Origin of the sequence: Mesorhizobium sp. LjNodule214, from assembly GCF_964252735.1 — a bacterium.
Taxonomy (GTDB): domain Bacteria; phylum Pseudomonadota; class Alphaproteobacteria; order Rhizobiales; family Rhizobiaceae; genus Mesorhizobium.
Map to the genome: position 1 here is coordinate 1032886 of NZ_CAXUPE020000001.1, position 15831 is coordinate 1048716.

Here is a 15831-nt window from a genome sequence, read left to right on the forward strand (position 1 = left end):
GGCTCAAGGCTACCCTTGAGCCGGCGCAATTGTTCTCGCCTTAGTTTCCGGACATCGCCTTGAGATCGGCGGCGTAGGCGTCGACATCGTCCTTGCCGATGATCTTGGTCGGGATGATGATCAGGCCATCGGCCGGAACGCCCGACTTGTCGCCCTTGAGATAGGCGGCCATCAGCTTCATGCCCTGATAGGCCCATTCGAAGGGCTGCTGTACGACGGTGGCCGCCACGGTGCCTTCCTTGACGCCGCCCAGCGTGATCGGATCGTCGTCGAAGCCAACGACGGTGATCTGGCCGAGCTTGCCGGCATCGCGCAGCGCTTCATAGATGCGCGGCGTGTTGTAGGAGTAGAAGCCGACCATGCAGGTCACGTCGGGGCTGGCAACCAGCGCGTCCTCGACATTCTTCTTGGCGCGGGCCTGGTCGATATCGTCGCCGCGCACGTCGATCAGCTCGATCTTGGTGCCGGCGAGCCCGTCCTTCATGCCCTGGATGCGTTCCTTGGCATTGTCGGCGCCGAGCAGGCCGACGAAGCCCAGGCACTTGCCGCCGTTTGGCATCGCCTTCTTGGCGATCTCGGCCGCCTGCTTGCCGGCATCGACATTGGACGAGCCGATATAGGCGACACGCTTGGTCTGCGGGGCATCGCTGTCGGTGGTGAACAGCGCCGTTTCCGACGCGATCTTGTTCAGCCCGTCGGTCGAGGTCTTGGGGTCGACGGCCGACACCATGATCGCCTTGACGCCGGCGGTCACCAAATCGTCCATCAGCCGCTGCTGGATGGCGACCGATGACTGCTCGGGATATTTCAGCTCGAGATTGTAGTCGGGCAGTTCGCCCTGCGCCTTCTTCACGCCGGCTTCGGCCGCCTTCCAGAAGTCGGACGCGCCGTTGACGACGAAGGCCAGCGTCGGCTTGTCGTCGGCGCGCGCGATTGCACTCACCGACAGGCCGAGAGCCAAGGCCGCGGCGGCGATGGATGCAGTACGGATCACAGATTTCATGGTTCAACCTCCCTTTTGAAACTCATCGCTGATGTCTCGGCTGCGGCCCGGACGCCCTCCTCCTCAAGGGTCTGCCCAAAGGTCTGGCAACTAAAGAACGGCGCCAATCCAGCCGCGACCGAAACACTAGACACTCATTTGTCGTTCGTAAATAGTCTGATTTGTCTGACATTTTCGTGAGTGCGCGGCGGGCCTTTTCCGGTGGCAATCCGGACCGGTGGTGCGCCACACATCGGGTCTCGTCGCCACCGGTCCGAGCTCGGATCAGTCACGACGAGTTGACAGTAGAACGCTTACGACTATTAGTAAATAGTATTAGTCATGGTGTTGGAAAGGGCGCGCCGCGGGGCGGAGGAGGCCGGTACCGCGGGGAACATCAGGGAGGAAGGACGGCGGCGGCGCCATGGCTGCTGTTGCAGCGAATAGCTCGAGGAAATCACCGGTTTTGCGGCCTCGACCAGTTGTTTTTGTCGCCATGCGGCGCTACTGGCGCAGAACGCTTCGTGTATGATAATAGTTATAAATAGCGCGCATCTCCGATTAACACGCCGGATTGAAACCGCCTTGCCGTCGATGCCGGCCTAACGGGGCCGGCTTTTGGGAAACGATGCCGACATGAGCGAACCGACGGAACTGCGCGATCCCCCGGAGGCCTCCAGGCGTCGCAAGCCGTCCGCCAGAGGTCCCAAGGGTCGCGTCACCATGACCGACATCGCGAGAGCCGCCGGTTGTTCGCAGGCGACGGTGTCCTTCGTGCTCAACAATTCGCCCGGCATCCGGCTGTCGCAGCAGACCCGCGACCGCGTCATCGAGGCGGCGCGGACGCTCGGCTATGCCGCGCCGGCCTTCTCCGCCTTGCGCCCGCCGGTGACGTCCTTTGAAGGGCTGGACGGCGTCATTGGCTTCGCCGTCGACCAACTCGCCACCAGCCCCGAGGCGGTGGTCGCCATCGAAGGCGCGCGTCAGGCCTCGTGGAATGCCGGCAATGTGCTCCTGGTGGCGCAGACCATGGGCGATGCCGTCATGGAGCCGCGCGCCATCCAGGCACTCACCAGGCGTGGCATCTCGGCGCTGATCTACATGACCATCTTCACCCGCGAGATCACGGCGCCCGACTTCCTCTACAGCCTCGACATCCCGGTCATCCTGCTCAACTGCTATACGGCGGACTATGCCTTCCCCGCCGTGGTGCCTTCCGAGATCGCCGGCGGCCAGAGCTCCACCCGCCATCTGATCGGCCATGGCCACCGCCGCATCGCCACCATCACCGGCGAGCCCTGGATGCAGGCCGCTCAGGACCGGCTGAAGGGCTACCGCCGCGCGCTCGCTACCGCCGACATTCCTTTCGATCCGGAGTTGGTGGTCGAGGGCGACTGGTCGGCCAGCGCCGGCTATGCCGCGACCGTCAAGCTGCTGGCGCTGAAAGACCGCCCAACCGCCATCTTCTGCCAGAACGACCGCACGGCCATCGGCTGCTACGAGGCGCTGAAGGAGGCCGGCCTGCATATCCCGCAGGATATCTCCGTGGTCGGCTATGACGACGAGGAGATCGCCCGCCACCTCTTCCCGCCGCTGACCACGTCGATCCTGCCGCATATGGCCATGGGACAGTGGGCGATCGAGCAGCTGGAAGTGCCGCCTGCGCCCGGACGAGGGCGCTATCCCATCACCAAGCTGGAATGTCCGCTGGTGGAGCGGGAGTCGGTGGGGTCCGTGGCGTCCGCATGATTCCGATGACCCGACCCCATCGCAGGCCTATGCTGGGATTGCGTGCGATCCTCCCTTGGATACCGGAAAGACGCTCATGTGGCCGAACCGTCGTTCATGCGATCTGCTGAAGATCGAGCATCCGATCATCCAGGCGCCGATGGCTGGGTCGGCGACGCCCGAGCTCGCCGCGGCCGTTAGCAATGCCGGCGGCTTGGGATCGCTCGGCTGCGCATGGATGCTGCCGGATGGTCTGCATGAAGCGGTTCGCAAGCTCAGAGCGGCGACTAATCGTCCGTTCAACCTCAATTTCTTCGCCCATCCGCAACCCCGCACGAGCGATGCCGTCCTGGCGCAGACCATCGATAGGCTGCGCCCTTACTACGAGGAGCTTTCCCTCGGCGCGCCGCCGGCAAGGCTGCCGTCGCTGGGGCTGGGTTTCGACGACGCCAGGCTCGAACTCGTGCTTGAGGTCCGCCCACCTGTCGTCAGTTTCCACTTTGGCATACCGGACGCTACAGCAATTGCCAGGCTGAGGCAGGCCGGGATCGTAGTATTGAGCACCGCGACGAACGTCGCCGAGGCGCACAAGCTTGCCAAAGGCGGAGTCGACGCGGTTATCGCCCAGGGATGGGAGGCAGGAGGGCATCGCGGCTCTCACGTTCCGACCGATCCAGGTGACGGCGTGGGAACGATGGCGCTGGTTCCCCAAATCGTGGATGCCATCGATCTCCCGGTCATTGCCGCGGGAGGCATTGCCGACGGCCGAGGCATAGCGGCTGCTTTTGCCCTTGGCGCCAGCGGCGTGCAGATCGGCACCGGTTTCCTGTCCTGTGACGAGGCCGGCACGGATGCGCCGCGTCGCGCCCTTATCCGCTCCGCGACCGACATGGATACGATGGTCAGCAATGCCTTTTCCGGTCGGGCGGCACGGGCGAGGCGCACGCGCTACGCCCTGGAGATGGAAGAGAGCCGAACGCGCCTGCCGGATTTTCCTCAGATGTATGTGCTCAGTGCGCCGCTCGGCGATGCCGGGCACGCAAAGGGGAAGGGAGATTTCGATTGTCACCTGTACGGGCAAGCGGCCGCGCTGAACAGGGAGCTTCCGGCAGGGCAGCTGATGCGCATGCTTGTCGCCGAAACCAAAGCGATATTCGACGCCCTGTCGGCATAGTGTGGCGACAGGCGGCGCGCCCTACCCGCCGACCATCAGCTTGACGACTTCGTCGTGGTTGGTTTCCGAGATGTTGCGCTCGCCGGCCTGGACGCCGCGCCTGAGCACGACGATGCGGTCGGACACGGCGAAGATGTCCTGCAGATTGTGCGAAATGAAGATCACGCCACGGCCTTGCGCCTTGAGCTGGTGGATCAGCGAAATGACCTTGCGCTGCTCGGGCACGCCAAGTGCGGCGGTCGGTTCGTCCATGATCAGGATCTGGGCGTCCCAATAGACGGCGCGGCCGATGGCAACCGCCTGGCGTTGGCCGCCGGAGAAATTGCTGACCGGGGCATCGAGCCGGCTGACATGGAAATCCAGCCGCCCCATGGTCTGCTTGGCGGCAACCGCCATCGCCTTGCGGTCCAGCACCGGCAAGAAGCCGAAGGCTTTGCGCATCGGTTCGCGTCCCAGGAAGATGTTGGCGCCGATCGACAGGTTGTCGGCCAGCGCCAGGTCCTGGTAGATGGTCTCGATGCCCTTTTCGCGCGCCTCCTGCGGCGTCGAAAAGCTCACCGGCTGACCCCTGAGCAGGATCTCGCCGCCGGTCGGCTGGAAGACGCCTGAAATCGCCTTGATCAGCGTTGTCTTGCCGGCGCCGTTGTCGCCGGCAAGCGCCACCACTTCGCCCGGCCGCACGGCCATGGAGAAGTCGTTGAGCGCACGCACCGCGCCAAAATGCTTGGAAAGGTTGCGGACCTCCAGCAGGGGGGTCTGTTCTTGGTTATTCATCCTGGCGGGCTCCACTGAACCGGCGTTGCGCCTGGTCGATAAGGACGGAAATGATGATGACGACGCCGACGGCGATGAACTGCCAGAACGGCTCGACATTGACGAAGACCAGCCCGTACTGGATGACCGCGATGACCAGCGCGCCGGCGACCGTGCCGAAGATGGTGCCGGAGCCGCCGAACAGGCTGGCGCCGCCGATGACGACGGCCGCGACGCTGTCGAGCAGCAGCGGCTCGCCGGCCTGGGCCGCGCCCGCGGTGAAGCGCGCCGCATAGAGCGCGCCGCCGAGGCCGGCGCACATCGCCGACAGCACATAGAGGCGCAGTATGTGGTCCTTGATGTCGATGCCGGCGCGGCGTGCCGCCTGCACATTGGCGCCGATGGCGTAATTGTGCTGGCCGAACCGGGTCTGGCTGAGGATGTAGTGCATCACCACGACGAAGATTGCGGTGATGATGACGAGATAGGGCACGCCGTAGAGCCGGCCGTTGCCGAGCAGAGCGAACCAGGAATTCTGTACCGGCACGGTGGTGCCGCCGGCGAGCAGGAAGGCCGCACCCCGCGCCACGCCGAACATGCCGAGCGTGCCGATGAAGGGCGGGATCCTCAGGCGCGAGATCAAAAGGCCGTTGATGACGCCAGGCACGCCGGCGACGAGTACGGCAGCGAGAATGCCGGCCAGCATGGCCAGCGGCAAGGGAATGGCGGCTCCGGCCATGTTCGTGGCATGGGCCGCGACGACGGCCGCAAGGCCCATGATGAAGCCGAGCGAGAGGTCGATGCCGCCCGAAATGATGACGAATGTCTGGCCGGTCGCCAGCAGCAGCGGCGCCACGGCAAAGATCGCGATGGACTGCACGTTGAACGGGTTGAGCACGAAGGTGGCGCCGAAGGCAAGCCGCGACCAGACCTCGAAACAGATGATCAGGCCGGCGAGGAACAGCCAGGCACGTCCATCGGCGATACGTGCGGTCAGGCTTCTTGCGGGATCACCGTGGTCCGCCTGGGGGGCAACATGCGTTTCGCCGGTTGATGATGTTGAGGTCATGAATGGTTCCGATCCGCGGTGCGGCCTTCTTCAAACAGTCCCAGGACCCGGTCCCCTCCCGACAGGCCGGAAGGAGACCGGACCGGTCAGGACTCATTCGGAGTAGAGGTACTTCGAGATGTTCGGGTCGGCGATGTTGGACTTGTCCATGATCGTGAAGCCGGTGCCGATCGCAACCGGGATCGAATGGCCGGTCAGGTGGGCATAGGCCGAAACGACGCCGAAATAGCCGATCTCGGCCGGATGCTGGGCAATCGCCACGTCGACCAGGCCGGTGTTGATGTTGTCGACGATGCTGACCGGCGCATCGAACGCCACCACCTTGACGGTGCCGCTCTGCCCGGCCTGCTTGACGCCGTTGGCAGCACCCAGGGCGGAGAACAGATTGGCACCGAACACGCCGACGAGGTCGGGGTTGCGCGCGAACACGGCCTGCAGCTGCGAGGCCGCCTTGTTGGCGTCGTCATCGTTGAACTGGGTTTCCAGCACGGTGATGCCCGGATGCTTGGCCATCTCCTTCTTGAAGCCTTCTTCACGCTGGTCGGTGGTCGAGATGCCGGGCTTGACGTTCGAGACGTAGACCTTGCCCTTGTCGCCGATGGACGTCGCCAGTGCCCGCGCGGCGATCTCGCCGCCGAGGATATTGTCCGACGCGATGTAGGAGAGCGGGAAGTCCGCATCGCCGGCGCCGGTCTGGTAGACGCCGCTGCCGATGAAGGTGTCGACGGTGATCACCGGAATGCCGGCATCGCTGGCCTTGCGCAGCGGCTCGACCAATTGGACCTTGTCGGTCGGCGCGATCAGGATCGCGTCCGGCTTCTTGGCGATGACGGCGTCGAGCACGGGAACCTGCGTCACCGGGTTGAAATCCGAAGCGCCCTGGAAAACCAGGGTGACGCCGAGCGCATCGGCAGCCGCCTGGGCGCCCTTGCGCATGGTGATGTAGAAACCGTCGGTGGTCAGGCCAGGAATGAGCGCAATGGTGTACTTCTTGTCCTGCGCCGACGCAGGCGCGATCAGCGCCGATGCCGAGATGGCGAGCGCCGCGAGCGCGGCAACGATCTTCTTCATGAATTCCTCCTCATGGTGTTGGCAGATATGCTGTGGACACTGGAATGGCCGTCGATCTCGGATCGGGACCATGGCGTCGGCCGAAAAACGGATTTCGCCTGCCTGGCTGTTGCGGGCGGCTTTCCTCCCAAGCGCCCCTGTCGTCAGTCCAGCCAGTCGAAACCGGCCATTGTGATGTCAGCGGTCTCGTTCCCCGCCTCCGCAAGGTCGACAAAACCGCGCCGCCCGGCACGCATTCGTGCCGGGTTCGCAGAGTTGTAACACTTTGCTGAAATAAATTGCAAGCGGGTGTTTGGCGGGCCGAACCGCCGCCATTTCAAAACCGGACATCGCCTGTTCGCTCCGCAGAGCCCCGCACGGGAACTATCGCGCCAACGTGGCGACGGCACAACGGGTGATTTCGATGGCCGACGCTATCGGGGCAGGAGCACTTCGAGGATGGCCTGCGCCGTCTTGGTGTCGGTGATGAGAGCATTGATCAGCTTGGCGCGTGCGGCGCCGATGATGGCTGTTGCTTTCTCCGGTCCGGCGGCGACGCCGATCACCAGTGGAACGGCGCGAAGCTGGGCCGGCGACATGGCGATCATCCGGCTTTCCCCTTCCCAGGAGATCAGCGTGCCCTCGGCATCGAAATAGTGGCGAAGGACGTCTCCGGCCGCCTGGAACAGCGCCTGCTCGCTCAGCGTCGCCGCACTTGCCTCCGGCGGGTTGATGGCATGCGGCAGGCCGATGCCGACGATCGCAACGTCGGTCCGGTCCCAGAGTGCCACGCTGTCGCTGATCGCCGCATCGCCAAGGAAGACATCGCGCAGTTCGGTCGACGGCAGATACGGCGCATGGATGAAATGCGGCGTCCCGCCGAACTCCTCGGCGGCCAGCCGCACGAATTCGTTGATCTGGAAATGCGCCGCCTGCTGCTGCATGCCGCCGGTGGCGGCGACGGTGAGCACGCCGGGAATGCGCGGCAGGCCGGCGCGGATCACCTCGCGGATGGCGCGCCCCCAGCCGATGGCCACCACCGAGCCGGCCGAAAGCTCCGCTTGCCTGAGCAGGCCGCCCAGCGGTGCTGCCAGCGCCGTCAGCACGCCGGCTGCCGGCGTCTCGACGACGGCGGCGTCGCGCAGCCCCAGCCCCTCGACCAACTGCGCGGTGACAGCTTCGGGCGTCACGATATCGAGCACCTCGATGCGCACGATGCCCTCCGCCCGCGCCCGCTGCAGCAGGCGCGATATGGTGGCGGTCGAGACCCCCAGCCGCCGCGCGATATCGACCTGCGACATCTCCGCCTCATAGTGCAGCTTGGCGACCGTATGCAGCATCGTACGCGATGCGGTCGCATCCTGGATGGGAGGAACAGACAGCTTGCAATTCCTTTCAGCAATGTGTTACAGACCTGCCGACCACGGGAGTTATCGCCCAAATTTGGCAAAGCCGCAACTTGGGCTCGCTTCCATATCGCGTCCCGAGGGCGCCAGGATCGGACAAAAAGACCATGACCAGGATGACCACCGCGGAGCTGCGCGGCTACCAGCAGATATGCGGCAGGGACGGGGCGATGATGGCCATCGCCTGCGACCAGCGCGGCGGCATGCGCACCTTGCTGGCGTCGGATCCGGAAGAGCAGGCCAGGATCACCAACGACATGCTGGGCGACACCAAGGCCGACATCACGCGCTACCTCGCCAGCGAGGCCTCCTGCGTGCTGCTCGACCCGCTCTGCGCGGTGCCGCGCGTCGTCGATGAAGGCGTGCTGAACCGCGACACCGCACTGCTCATCGGTCTTGACGCCTCCGGCTTCGACGTCTCGCCCGACGGCTACCGCCTGTCGCGCCTCGTTCCCAGCATCAACGCGCGCCGCGTCCGCGAGCTTGGCGGCACCGGCGGCAAGATCATGGTGTATCTGCGGGCCGACAGACCGGAGGCGAACGAGCACAACATCGCCATCCTCAACCAGTGCATCGCCGACTTCGCGCAGGAGGACCTGCTGCTGGTCGTCGAGTTCCTGACCTATCAGCTCGAGGGCGAAAGCGCCGAGGACTACACCGCCAAGATCCCATCGCTGATCGAAGAGGGCACGCGGATCTCGCTGCAATGCGGAGCCAAGGTGCTCAAGCTTCCCTATCCCGGCACGCCGGACGCCTGCGCCCGGATCACCAAGCTGGCCGGCGATGTGCCGTGGGCGGTGCTGTCGGCGGGCGTCAACCATTCGACCTTCCTCGGCCAGGTCGAGATCGCCATGATGAACGGTGCGTCGGGCGTCATCGCCGGCCGCTCGCTGTGGAAGGACTGCATCTCACTCGACCGTGACGTCCAGCGTGAGAAGTTGAGGACCATCGCCGTGTCGAGACTGCGCGAGATCCAGGCGGTGATTGGCAACTACCGGCGCAAAGCCGCCTAGGTGTTGTCGATATTCAGGTGAGGTCGGCCTGCGAATGCTGGTTTCCTGCGCTTCCGGTGCTCACGTACTATAGGTACGCTCCGCTCCGGTTCTCGGAAGCCACCATTCTCGACTCGGCTTGAATCTCAACACACCTTGGAGCAGAGTCGGACAAGCACGAGACGTCATGCGACAAAAATCGATGGCCATAGGGATCGATATCGGCGGCACCAATCTGCGTGCCGCCCGCATCTCGGGCACGGGCGAAATCCTCAAGCGCGTCTCCGAGAAAAGCGCGCCCGACCCGGAGCTGGTGCTCGGCCGCATAGCCGACATGGTGCACCAGCTCGATACCCCCGAAGTGGCGGCGATCGGCATCGGCGTTCCCGGCCGCGTCGATGCGCGGCGCGGCGCTGTGCTGTCCGGCGGCTATGTCGACCTCGCCTCGGTGGCGCTGGCGCAGCGGCTGGAAAGCATGTCCGGCAAGCCCGTCACCATCGACAATGACTGCAACATGGCTCTGTCAGCCGAAATGGCCCGGGGTGCCGCCGTCGGCCACGACAACATCGTCATGTTCACCATCGGCACCGGCATCGGCGGCGCGGTCGCCGAAGGTCGGCGCATCGTGCGCGGCAAGGCGACGGCCGGACAGCTCGGCCATATCGGCGTCGACCTCAACGGCGAAGTCTGCAAATGCGGCCGGCGCGGCTGCGTCGAAACCACCAGCTCCGGCACCGCGCTTGGCCGCCACATCGCCCACGCCGGTCTCGGTCCCGAGGTCACGATCGACCAGCTCTTTGCCCGCGACGCCGACGGCGACGCGCTGGCACGCGGCATATTGGATGCCTGGGCACGGCCGCTGCGCGCCGCGATCGATACGGCGGTCGCCATGTTCAACCCGGACCTGGTGCTGCTCGGCGGCGGACTGGGCGGGGCGGTGCACCGGGCGCTCGCCAATGCGCCGGCTCTGGCCGCCTGGTACCAGGCCCCCGTGCGGCCGGCCCTGCTCGGCGACGACGCCGGCGTGATCGGCGCCGGCCTGCAGGCGCTCGCGGCCGAGACGACAGCTTCCCACGCCTCGCCCCTATCTCTGCCGCTCTCCCTGCCGAGCCATGGCCGGTCTGCCGTGCTCGGCCGGCGCGCCGTGCTGGTCAACGGCATTCCCGCTTCGGGCAAAAGCACGGTCTCGCGCGGCATTGCCGAGCGCATGGGCTGGCCGTTGCTGGCGCTCGATACGATCAAGAACCCGTTCCTCGAAGTGCTGGGCGGCGGCGACCGCGAGTTCAACCGCACGCTCGGCCGTGCCAGCTATACGGCCATCTGGTCGCTCGTCGGCGAGGCCCCGGCGGGATCGATTTTCGTCGTCGATGCCTGGTTCGGCTTCCAGCCGCGCCAGGTGCTCGAGGATCACCTGAAGCGCGCCGGCGTCGTTGAGACCGCCGAAATCTGGTGCCATGCGCCCGGCGAAATCCTGGCCGAGCGCTACCGCGCCCGGCTCGACCAACGCCTTCCCGGCCATCCGGGCGCCGCCTACATCCCCGAGCTGATCGAACTCGCCAAACGCGCCGAGCCGCTGCGCCGCGGCCCGCTCTTCGACGTCGACACGACGCAACCGATCGCCTTCGACGCCATCACCGCGTGGCTGCGGACGACGCTGGCGCCATAGGCTGGGCTAGGGTCTGTTGAGAGTCAGGTCAGGCCGAGCCGGAGTCGAAGACGGGCGCGAAGCGACCAAATTGGGTGGGTTCCGAGAACCGGAGCGGAGCGTACTTGAAGTACGTGAGCACCGGAAGCGCAGGAATCCGCCATTTGCAGGCCGGCATTCACCTGAATACCAACGGACCCTAGAACCAGCGCTCCCTGCGCGGCTCGCTGGCGCCAAGCGCTAGGCCCAGCAAGAGGCCGGCGGCGCCGCCCAGGATGAAGGCGGACGACACCGTGCCCGGATTGTCGTGAACGACACCCGACACCGACTGTGCCCTGCTGCGCAGCGCCTGCGCGGTGCGGGAGGCGCGCTCGGCGGCGCTGTCATACCAGCCATTGGCCTCCTCGACCGCCTCTTCGGCCCGCTCGGCCAGCGCCCGGTTGATCTTGTTGATCTCGCGCTTCAGCTGCGCGACCTGCTTTTCCAGGGCTTCCTGAGCTTCGCGCTGCGTCATCCTCGGTGCCGTGTTTACGTTCGGGTCGTCGGCCATTGCTGTCTCTCCTTTGCTGAAGGGCTTCGGGGGTCAACGACGAGCCGCGGGTCAAGGTTCCCAAGGCAATGACCCTCCGGGGCCTTGGCCTCAGCCTCGACCCGGAGATTTCAGCACAGCCGGTTGCTAGAGCATGATCCAGGAAAGATCATGCTCTAGCAAAAGGCATAGAGTCCCATCCCGATTTTAATCGGGATGGGACATGGCTCTGGAGCAATTCCAGGAAAAGTGCGTAGCGGTTTTCCGTCCGGAATTGCGTAGAAACAAAGAGCAATTCCAGGAAAAGTGCGTAGCGGTTTTCCGTCCGGAATTGCGTAGAAACAAAGAGCAATTCCAGGAAAAGCGCGTAGCGGTTTTCCGTCCGGAATTGCGTGAAAGCAAACAGTCTAGAACCGGTAGAACACCCAGACACGCCGGCGATAGCACCGCCTGCGATAGTAGCCATGACGCCAATAGCGGCGGCAGTGCCGTCTCCAGACGCGGCGCCTGCGACGGCGGCGATGCCAGTGGCGATGATAGACAGGCTGTAAGTCCGCCTGTGTGCCATCATCATCGAAAGGCTGCGTATCCGGCGCGTCAAGCTCATCGAGAATGCCTGGACCGACATTCGGAACCCCGGCCACTGCGTTGATAGGGCGAACCGCACTGGCAAGGGCCGCTGCCCCCGCAACACCAAACATTGCCGTCAAGAATGATCGCCGATCCATCAAAACCTCCCGATCTCCAACCAGCGAAAAGGGGAGATAGCGCGGTGGAGGAGAAAGCCTAGGTGGGCGGGCTTGGAGGAGGGATTGGCGGGGCTGGCAGGAGCCTGATTGCTCTAACCGCGGTCGGTCTTAACCACCTCCAGATTGGGCGGCTGGCCAGCGCCGCGCTCCGGCTCAGGCGACAATAGATCCTCGAGGAAGAACGCCCCTAGCTCCGCCCGATTGGCGAGACCGGCCTTGCGGTACACTGCAGCCGCCTGCTGGCGGACGGTCGCCTCCTCTGAGCCGCGCAAATGCGCAATCTCCTTGTGCGTCAAGCCCTTCAACATGAGGAGTGCAATGTCGGCCTCGCTTTCGCTTAGCCGCCAGGCCTTGAATTGATCGTTGATTGCCCGGCCGAGCCCATCGATGTGCACGCGCGCTGCCGAGCGCCATCTGTCGCTTTCGCTGTGCACGCGGGAGAGGTCGTTCAACAGGTCAAACCGTTCGCGCCTGAGGCCTTTGGTTTCGAGTGCGACATAGGCAGTCGCCGCAACGGCGAGGGCCAGCAGCGCCTTCTCGAACAGGTCGAGCGCGAAGCCGGACAGAGTGAACGGCTCGCCACCCTGCAGATTCTCGACAACGATCAGAATCGCGAACAGCCCGCAGGCAGTCGCCGCCAGAACCAGGATTCTCTTCATGGCCGTTCGCTCCACTGCAAGAGACGACGCAGGGCCGCGCTGGTGCACGGTCCCGCTCAGTTTAGCTCATCTGGTCGAGAATGTACCGGACTGCAGGGTCTGGTTGCCGCCCTCCTCGATCGCGAGAACCTCCCACAGGTAGCCCGTGCCTGGCTCGAAGAACTCCGCCGGGATGGTCATCGCCGTCACCGACGCCGGCAGATACATGCTCAACCCGCGCTTGCCGATCATTTTGGGATGCGGGTCCTCGTCCTTTTCGATGATCAGCTGGTACGCGATAATGTTGACGGTCGAGCCATCGAGCGCCCGTTCTGACGGCGTCCAACTGACGGCCAGCTCGCCCGGTGGCACAGTCTCTCCCTCCTTCGGCGATACGAGCGTAACCCCCGCCGGTATCTTGTGGGTCAGTGTCGCGATCCCGCTGACAGATCCTTCGCTGCCTCCGAGGGCGGAGTAGAGAGTGCGGAACTCATATTTGCCGGCCGGCAGCATTTCGAGAACCTGCGCCAGCGGCAGCTTGGCGTTCTCGGGCTCGGTGGTTTCAAAGAACAGTTCGGTGAGGCCCAGACCATTGACCGTCCCCTTGCCCTGAAACTCGGCGACAACGCCGTTCGGCCCGATGATTTCGAGGCGCTCCCACCCGTCGGCGTCGATGAACGCCTGAAAGCCCGTGTCGTTGTCGGTGGCGTTGTGCTCGATGATGATCTTGGCCTGCTTCAGCGGCGCCGCGCTCGCCGATCCGGCGAGAACGAGGGGAGCAGAGACAGCCAATATGGTGAAGACGGCAAGCAGTAGCGCGGTGTTGGTCGCTGGGGTTCGTTTCGTCATGATGTTCTCCTTAAAGCGGTGACGCATACCCATCGGGTTCGAGCGCCGCCGTCGGGAGACAAAGCCACCGTCAGTCGACTGGAACAATCCGGCGGACATCATAGATGCAGATGCGGGCCAGGACCGGCTGCCCAAGTCCAACGGATGTGATATGGGCCGCCTCGGCCTCGGAGGCGAGCGCCAAGTGCTGTCGTCTTCGATTTTGCCATGCGTGAGAGCAACGCCGTACTAGAAAGCGGACCATTTACCGATTTCACGAAGTACAATAGGGTGACGATCCGAGGGGAGCGTAATGACGAGCGGAACGGACATCCTTGATGCCGTCGTCATCGGTGCCGGTTGGGCGGGGCTAGGCGTCAGTCATGCGCTGACGCAGCGCGGCTTGCGTCACAGAGTGTTGGAGCGAGGTCGCATCGGTGAGACTTGGCGGACCCAGCGCTGGGACTCCTTTCGGGTAAACACACCCAACAGCCAAACGGTTATGCCCGGGGATACCTATGTCGGCCCCGATCCCGACGGTGCGATGACAAGCGGCGAGTTTGTCGCGCTGTTGGAGGACTATGTCCGCCGGCATGGCCTCCCGGTGGAAACCGGTACGCCGGTGATCGACCTTGTTGCGAGCGGTGGCCTGTACCGGCTGGCCCTTCCGCGCGGCGCCCTGTGGGCGAGGAATGTGGTGATCGCCAGCAGTAACCAGAACTGCCCGGCGCGCCCGCCTTTCTCTGCTTTGTTGCCGCCCAAAGTCCAACAGATCGATGCATCAGCCTACCGCAACGCAGCTGGTCTCGACAGTGGAGCCGTGTTGGTGGTCGGTAGCGCCCAGTCGGGCGGCCAAATCGCCGAGGACTTGGTCAAGACGGGGCGAACTGTGTTTCTTGCAACGAGCCGAGTCGGCCGGCTGCCCCGAATGTACCGCGGTAGGCACATCAGTGTCTGGATGGTTCTTAGCGGACTGATAGATGTGACGCGCAGGGAAATCCTTCAACAGGGGCCCATCCCTGGAAGGCCGCTGACAGGAGCGCTCCATACGATCAGCCTGCAGTCGCTCAGCGCGCAAGGCGTTGTCTTGCTGGGTCGGCTCACGGGCGTCGACGACGGCCGCCTCTCGTTCAGCGACGATGCAGAAGCGCATGTTCGCCATGCAGACGAGGGCTCCGCTAAAATTCGAAGCCAGATCGACGAGTACATCGCGCGCAACGGGATCGATGCCCCGAGGGCTGAGCCGGACCCGGCGGAGGTGATTGGCGCGCTTCTGCCGAATCCACCAATCCGATCAATTGACCTCGCCGCGCGCGGGATCACAACGATGATCTGGTGCACCGGGTTCAGAGGGGATTTCGGGTGGGTGCGCGTTCCCAATGTGCTCGATGCACAAGGCCAACCATTGCACGAGAACGGGTTCGCGGGCGTTCCTGGCGTGTATTTTGCCGGCCTGCCTTTCGCGATCTCGCGACGGTCGGGCACAATATTGGCAATTGCGGAGGAAGCAGCCCTGCTGGTCGAAGATATCCAGCGTCGTTTAGACACCTGCCTCTGACGTCCCGATTCAGGGATGCCGACTCTCAGCGAATATCATCCGGTTTGGCGCGCCACTTGCGCGCTGGCGGCGTGACGATGCCCGCCCGTCGGTTGGTTATTCATCCTGGACCGCGCCGAGACTGCGGCGCGCATCAATGCGTTCAGCGTCGGCGCAGTGTCGACCACACAGGCCCAAGCGGAGCTTTGCGACCGACTTTAAGCCGTGAACCTAGGCCACGGCCTTAGAAGCCGTATATTGCGATGACGATCGCGAAGGCGATGACGACTAAAATGCCGACGAAGGTCATCGCACTCACAATGAAGGCGGCCGCGACTGGATACAGCTTGCGCCACGCCAGCGTTGCCGCAACGATCGCGATGATGGGGGATAGCACGAAGAAGATCGGGGTAATTCGGTCGTCGCCGCGAAAGTCGAGTCCTTGTACAGCGACCGACGGAAGCATCGAAAGCCAGCCCAGCATGATGCTGGCGGCAATCGCAAGGGTAGTGCCGCGAAGATCGCGTCGAACGGCCAGCACGAAGGCCGCTATCGCCGCAACCGCCTGGAGCCCGCCTGTCGTGGCCACTGCCCATCCACCGAGCCCGGAGGCCGGGTTCGACACCCCCATGAACACATAGGCAACCGACGACAGTCCCACATACGCCTGAAGCGCAGCCGTGAGAAAAAGGAGCGGCCACACCGCCTTTGCCGCCACTGATTTGTTCCGCTGCTCCTCGCTCGCCATGTT

At 64.4% G+C, this 15831-nt stretch carries 15 protein-coding genes; 5 read left to right on the plus strand and 10 right to left on the minus strand.

The window, feature by feature from the left end; all coding sequences use genetic code 11:
* Positions 1-40: 40 nt before the first annotated feature.
* Positions 41-1003, minus strand: coding sequence for a sugar-binding protein (locus ACSQ3Z_RS05065; protein ID WP_436170253.1), 963 nt, complete (start codon positions 1001-1003; stop codon positions 41-43).
* A 615-nt stretch (positions 1004-1618) separates the two neighbouring features.
* On the opposite strand from ACSQ3Z_RS05065, the gene ACSQ3Z_RS05070 reads away from it, so the two are divergent.
* Both ACSQ3Z_RS05070 and ACSQ3Z_RS05075 read left to right on the plus strand, forming a co-directional pair.
* On the plus strand, positions 1619-2731 hold the full coding sequence (locus tag ACSQ3Z_RS05070; RefSeq protein ID WP_436170254.1) for a LacI family DNA-binding transcriptional regulator: 1113 nt from the start codon (positions 1619-1621) through the stop codon (positions 2729-2731).
* Between the two features lie 76 nt (positions 2732-2807).
* Positions 2808-3884, plus strand: a complete 1077-nt coding sequence (locus ACSQ3Z_RS05075; protein WP_436170255.1) for an NAD(P)H-dependent flavin oxidoreductase — start codon at positions 2808-2810, stop codon at positions 3882-3884.
* 21 nt (positions 3885-3905) lie between these two features.
* Here the strand turns inward: ACSQ3Z_RS05075 and ACSQ3Z_RS05080 are convergent, their stop codons facing one another.
* From ACSQ3Z_RS05080 to ACSQ3Z_RS05095, 4 genes are all read right to left on the minus strand, one after another.
* Complete coding sequence (locus ACSQ3Z_RS05080; RefSeq protein WP_436170256.1) at positions 3906-4658, minus strand: ATP-binding cassette domain-containing protein; 753 nt, start codon at positions 4656-4658, stop codon at positions 3906-3908.
* Positions 4651-5706 carry an ABC transporter permease subunit gene (locus ACSQ3Z_RS05085; protein ID WP_436170257.1) on the minus strand — a complete coding sequence of 352 codons (1056 nt, stop codon included), beginning with the start codon at positions 5704-5706 and terminating at the stop codon, positions 4651-4653. The genes ACSQ3Z_RS05080 and ACSQ3Z_RS05085 overlap by 8 nt, the downstream gene beginning before the upstream one ends.
* A gap of 93 nt (positions 5707-5799) precedes the next feature.
* Positions 5800-6777: an ABC transporter substrate-binding protein gene (locus tag ACSQ3Z_RS05090; RefSeq protein WP_436170258.1), complete on the minus strand. Its 978-nt coding sequence runs from the start codon at positions 6775-6777 to the stop codon at positions 5800-5802.
* A 413-nt stretch (positions 6778-7190) separates the two neighbouring features.
* Positions 7191-8096: a sugar-binding transcriptional regulator gene (locus tag ACSQ3Z_RS05095; RefSeq protein ID WP_436170259.1), complete on the minus strand. Its 906-nt coding sequence runs from the start codon at positions 8094-8096 to the stop codon at positions 7191-7193.
* 173 nt (positions 8097-8269) lie between these two features.
* Between ACSQ3Z_RS05095 and ACSQ3Z_RS05100 the strand changes: the two genes are divergently transcribed.
* Together ACSQ3Z_RS05100 and ACSQ3Z_RS05105 are read left to right on the plus strand one after the other, a co-directional pair.
* Positions 8270-9175, plus strand: a complete 906-nt coding sequence (locus ACSQ3Z_RS05100) for a tagatose-bisphosphate aldolase (RefSeq protein WP_436170260.1) — start codon at positions 8270-8272, stop codon at positions 9173-9175.
* Positions 9176-9341: 166 nt separating this feature from the next.
* Positions 9342-10820, plus strand: a complete 1479-nt coding sequence (locus tag ACSQ3Z_RS05105; RefSeq protein ID WP_436170261.1) for an ROK family protein — start codon at positions 9342-9344, stop codon at positions 10818-10820.
* Positions 10821-10998: 178 nt separating this feature from the next.
* On the opposite strand, the gene ACSQ3Z_RS05110 is transcribed toward ACSQ3Z_RS05105, so the two are convergent.
* The 4 genes from ACSQ3Z_RS05110 to ACSQ3Z_RS05125 all read right to left on the minus strand — a co-directional run bounded on the left by ACSQ3Z_RS05110 (position 10999) and on the right by ACSQ3Z_RS05125 (position 13666).
* Positions 10999-11349, minus strand: a complete 351-nt coding sequence (locus ACSQ3Z_RS05110) for a hypothetical protein (RefSeq protein WP_436170262.1) — start codon at positions 11347-11349, stop codon at positions 10999-11001.
* 148 nt (positions 11350-11497) lie between these two features.
* Entirely contained in the window at positions 11498-11935 is a 438-nt protein-coding gene (locus ACSQ3Z_RS05115) for a hypothetical protein (RefSeq protein ID WP_436170263.1), read from the minus strand.
* A 234-nt stretch (positions 11936-12169) separates the two neighbouring features.
* Positions 12170-12736 (minus strand): helix-turn-helix transcriptional regulator, encoded by a 567-nt coding sequence (locus ACSQ3Z_RS05120; protein ID WP_436170264.1) that lies wholly within the window; start codon positions 12734-12736, stop codon positions 12170-12172.
* A gap of 66 nt (positions 12737-12802) precedes the next feature.
* Positions 12803-13666: a hypothetical protein gene (locus tag ACSQ3Z_RS05125; RefSeq protein ID WP_436170265.1), complete on the minus strand. Its 864-nt coding sequence runs from the start codon at positions 13664-13666 to the stop codon at positions 12803-12805.
* Positions 13667-13856: 190 nt separating this feature from the next.
* On the opposite strand from ACSQ3Z_RS05125, the gene ACSQ3Z_RS05130 reads away from it, so the two are divergent.
* Positions 13857-15101, plus strand: a complete 1245-nt coding sequence (locus ACSQ3Z_RS05130) for a flavin-containing monooxygenase (RefSeq protein WP_436170266.1) — start codon at positions 13857-13859, stop codon at positions 15099-15101.
* Positions 15102-15324: 223 nt separating this feature from the next.
* Here ACSQ3Z_RS05130 and ACSQ3Z_RS05135 read toward each other — a convergent pair whose 3' ends face one another.
* The gene (locus ACSQ3Z_RS05135) at positions 15325-15828 is read right to left on the minus strand and encodes a hypothetical protein (RefSeq protein ID WP_436170267.1); all 504 of its coding nucleotides are present in this window, start codon (positions 15826-15828) and stop codon (positions 15325-15327) included.
* Between the last annotated feature and the right edge of the window lie 3 nt (positions 15829-15831).

Coding starts and splice junctions, on each gene's coding strand:
- ACSQ3Z_RS05125 (WP_436170265.1), bottom strand. CDS start 13,666: ATGATGTCCGCCGGATTGTTCCAGTCGACTGACGGTGGCTTTGTCTCC.
- ACSQ3Z_RS05085 (WP_436170257.1), bottom strand. CDS start 5,706: ATGACCTCAACATCATCAACCGGCGAAACGCATGTTGCCCCCCAGGCG.
- ACSQ3Z_RS05120 (WP_436170264.1), bottom strand. CDS start 12,736: ATGAAGAGAATCCTGGTTCTGGCGGCGACTGCCTGCGGGCTGTTCGCG.
- ACSQ3Z_RS05080 (WP_436170256.1), bottom strand. CDS start 4,658: ATGAATAACCAAGAACAGACCCCCCTGCTGGAGGTCCGCAACCTTTCC.
- ACSQ3Z_RS05130 (WP_436170266.1), top strand. CDS start 13,857: ATGACGAGCGGAACGGACATCCTTGATGCCGTCGTCATCGGTGCCGGT.
- ACSQ3Z_RS05135 (WP_436170267.1), bottom strand. CDS start 15,828: ATGGCGAGCGAGGAGCAGCGGAACAAATCAGTGGCGGCAAAGGCGGTG.
- ACSQ3Z_RS05075 (WP_436170255.1), top strand. CDS start 2,808: ATGTGGCCGAACCGTCGTTCATGCGATCTGCTGAAGATCGAGCATCCG.
- ACSQ3Z_RS05100 (WP_436170260.1), top strand. CDS start 8,270: ATGACCAGGATGACCACCGCGGAGCTGCGCGGCTACCAGCAGATATGC.
- ACSQ3Z_RS05090 (WP_436170258.1), bottom strand. CDS start 6,777: ATGAAGAAGATCGTTGCCGCGCTCGCGGCGCTCGCCATCTCGGCATCG.
- ACSQ3Z_RS05070 (WP_436170254.1), top strand. CDS start 1,619: ATGAGCGAACCGACGGAACTGCGCGATCCCCCGGAGGCCTCCAGGCGT.
- ACSQ3Z_RS05095 (WP_436170259.1), bottom strand. CDS start 8,096: ATGCTGCATACGGTCGCCAAGCTGCACTATGAGGCGGAGATGTCGCAG.
- ACSQ3Z_RS05110 (WP_436170262.1), bottom strand. CDS start 11,349: ATGGCCGACGACCCGAACGTAAACACGGCACCGAGGATGACGCAGCGC.
- ACSQ3Z_RS05115 (WP_436170263.1), bottom strand. CDS start 11,935: ATGAGCTTGACGCGCCGGATACGCAGCCTTTCGATGATGATGGCACAC.
- ACSQ3Z_RS05065 (WP_436170253.1), bottom strand. CDS start 1,003: ATGAAATCTGTGATCCGTACTGCATCCATCGCCGCCGCGGCCTTGGCT.
- ACSQ3Z_RS05105 (WP_436170261.1), top strand. CDS start 9,342: ATGCGACAAAAATCGATGGCCATAGGGATCGATATCGGCGGCACCAAT.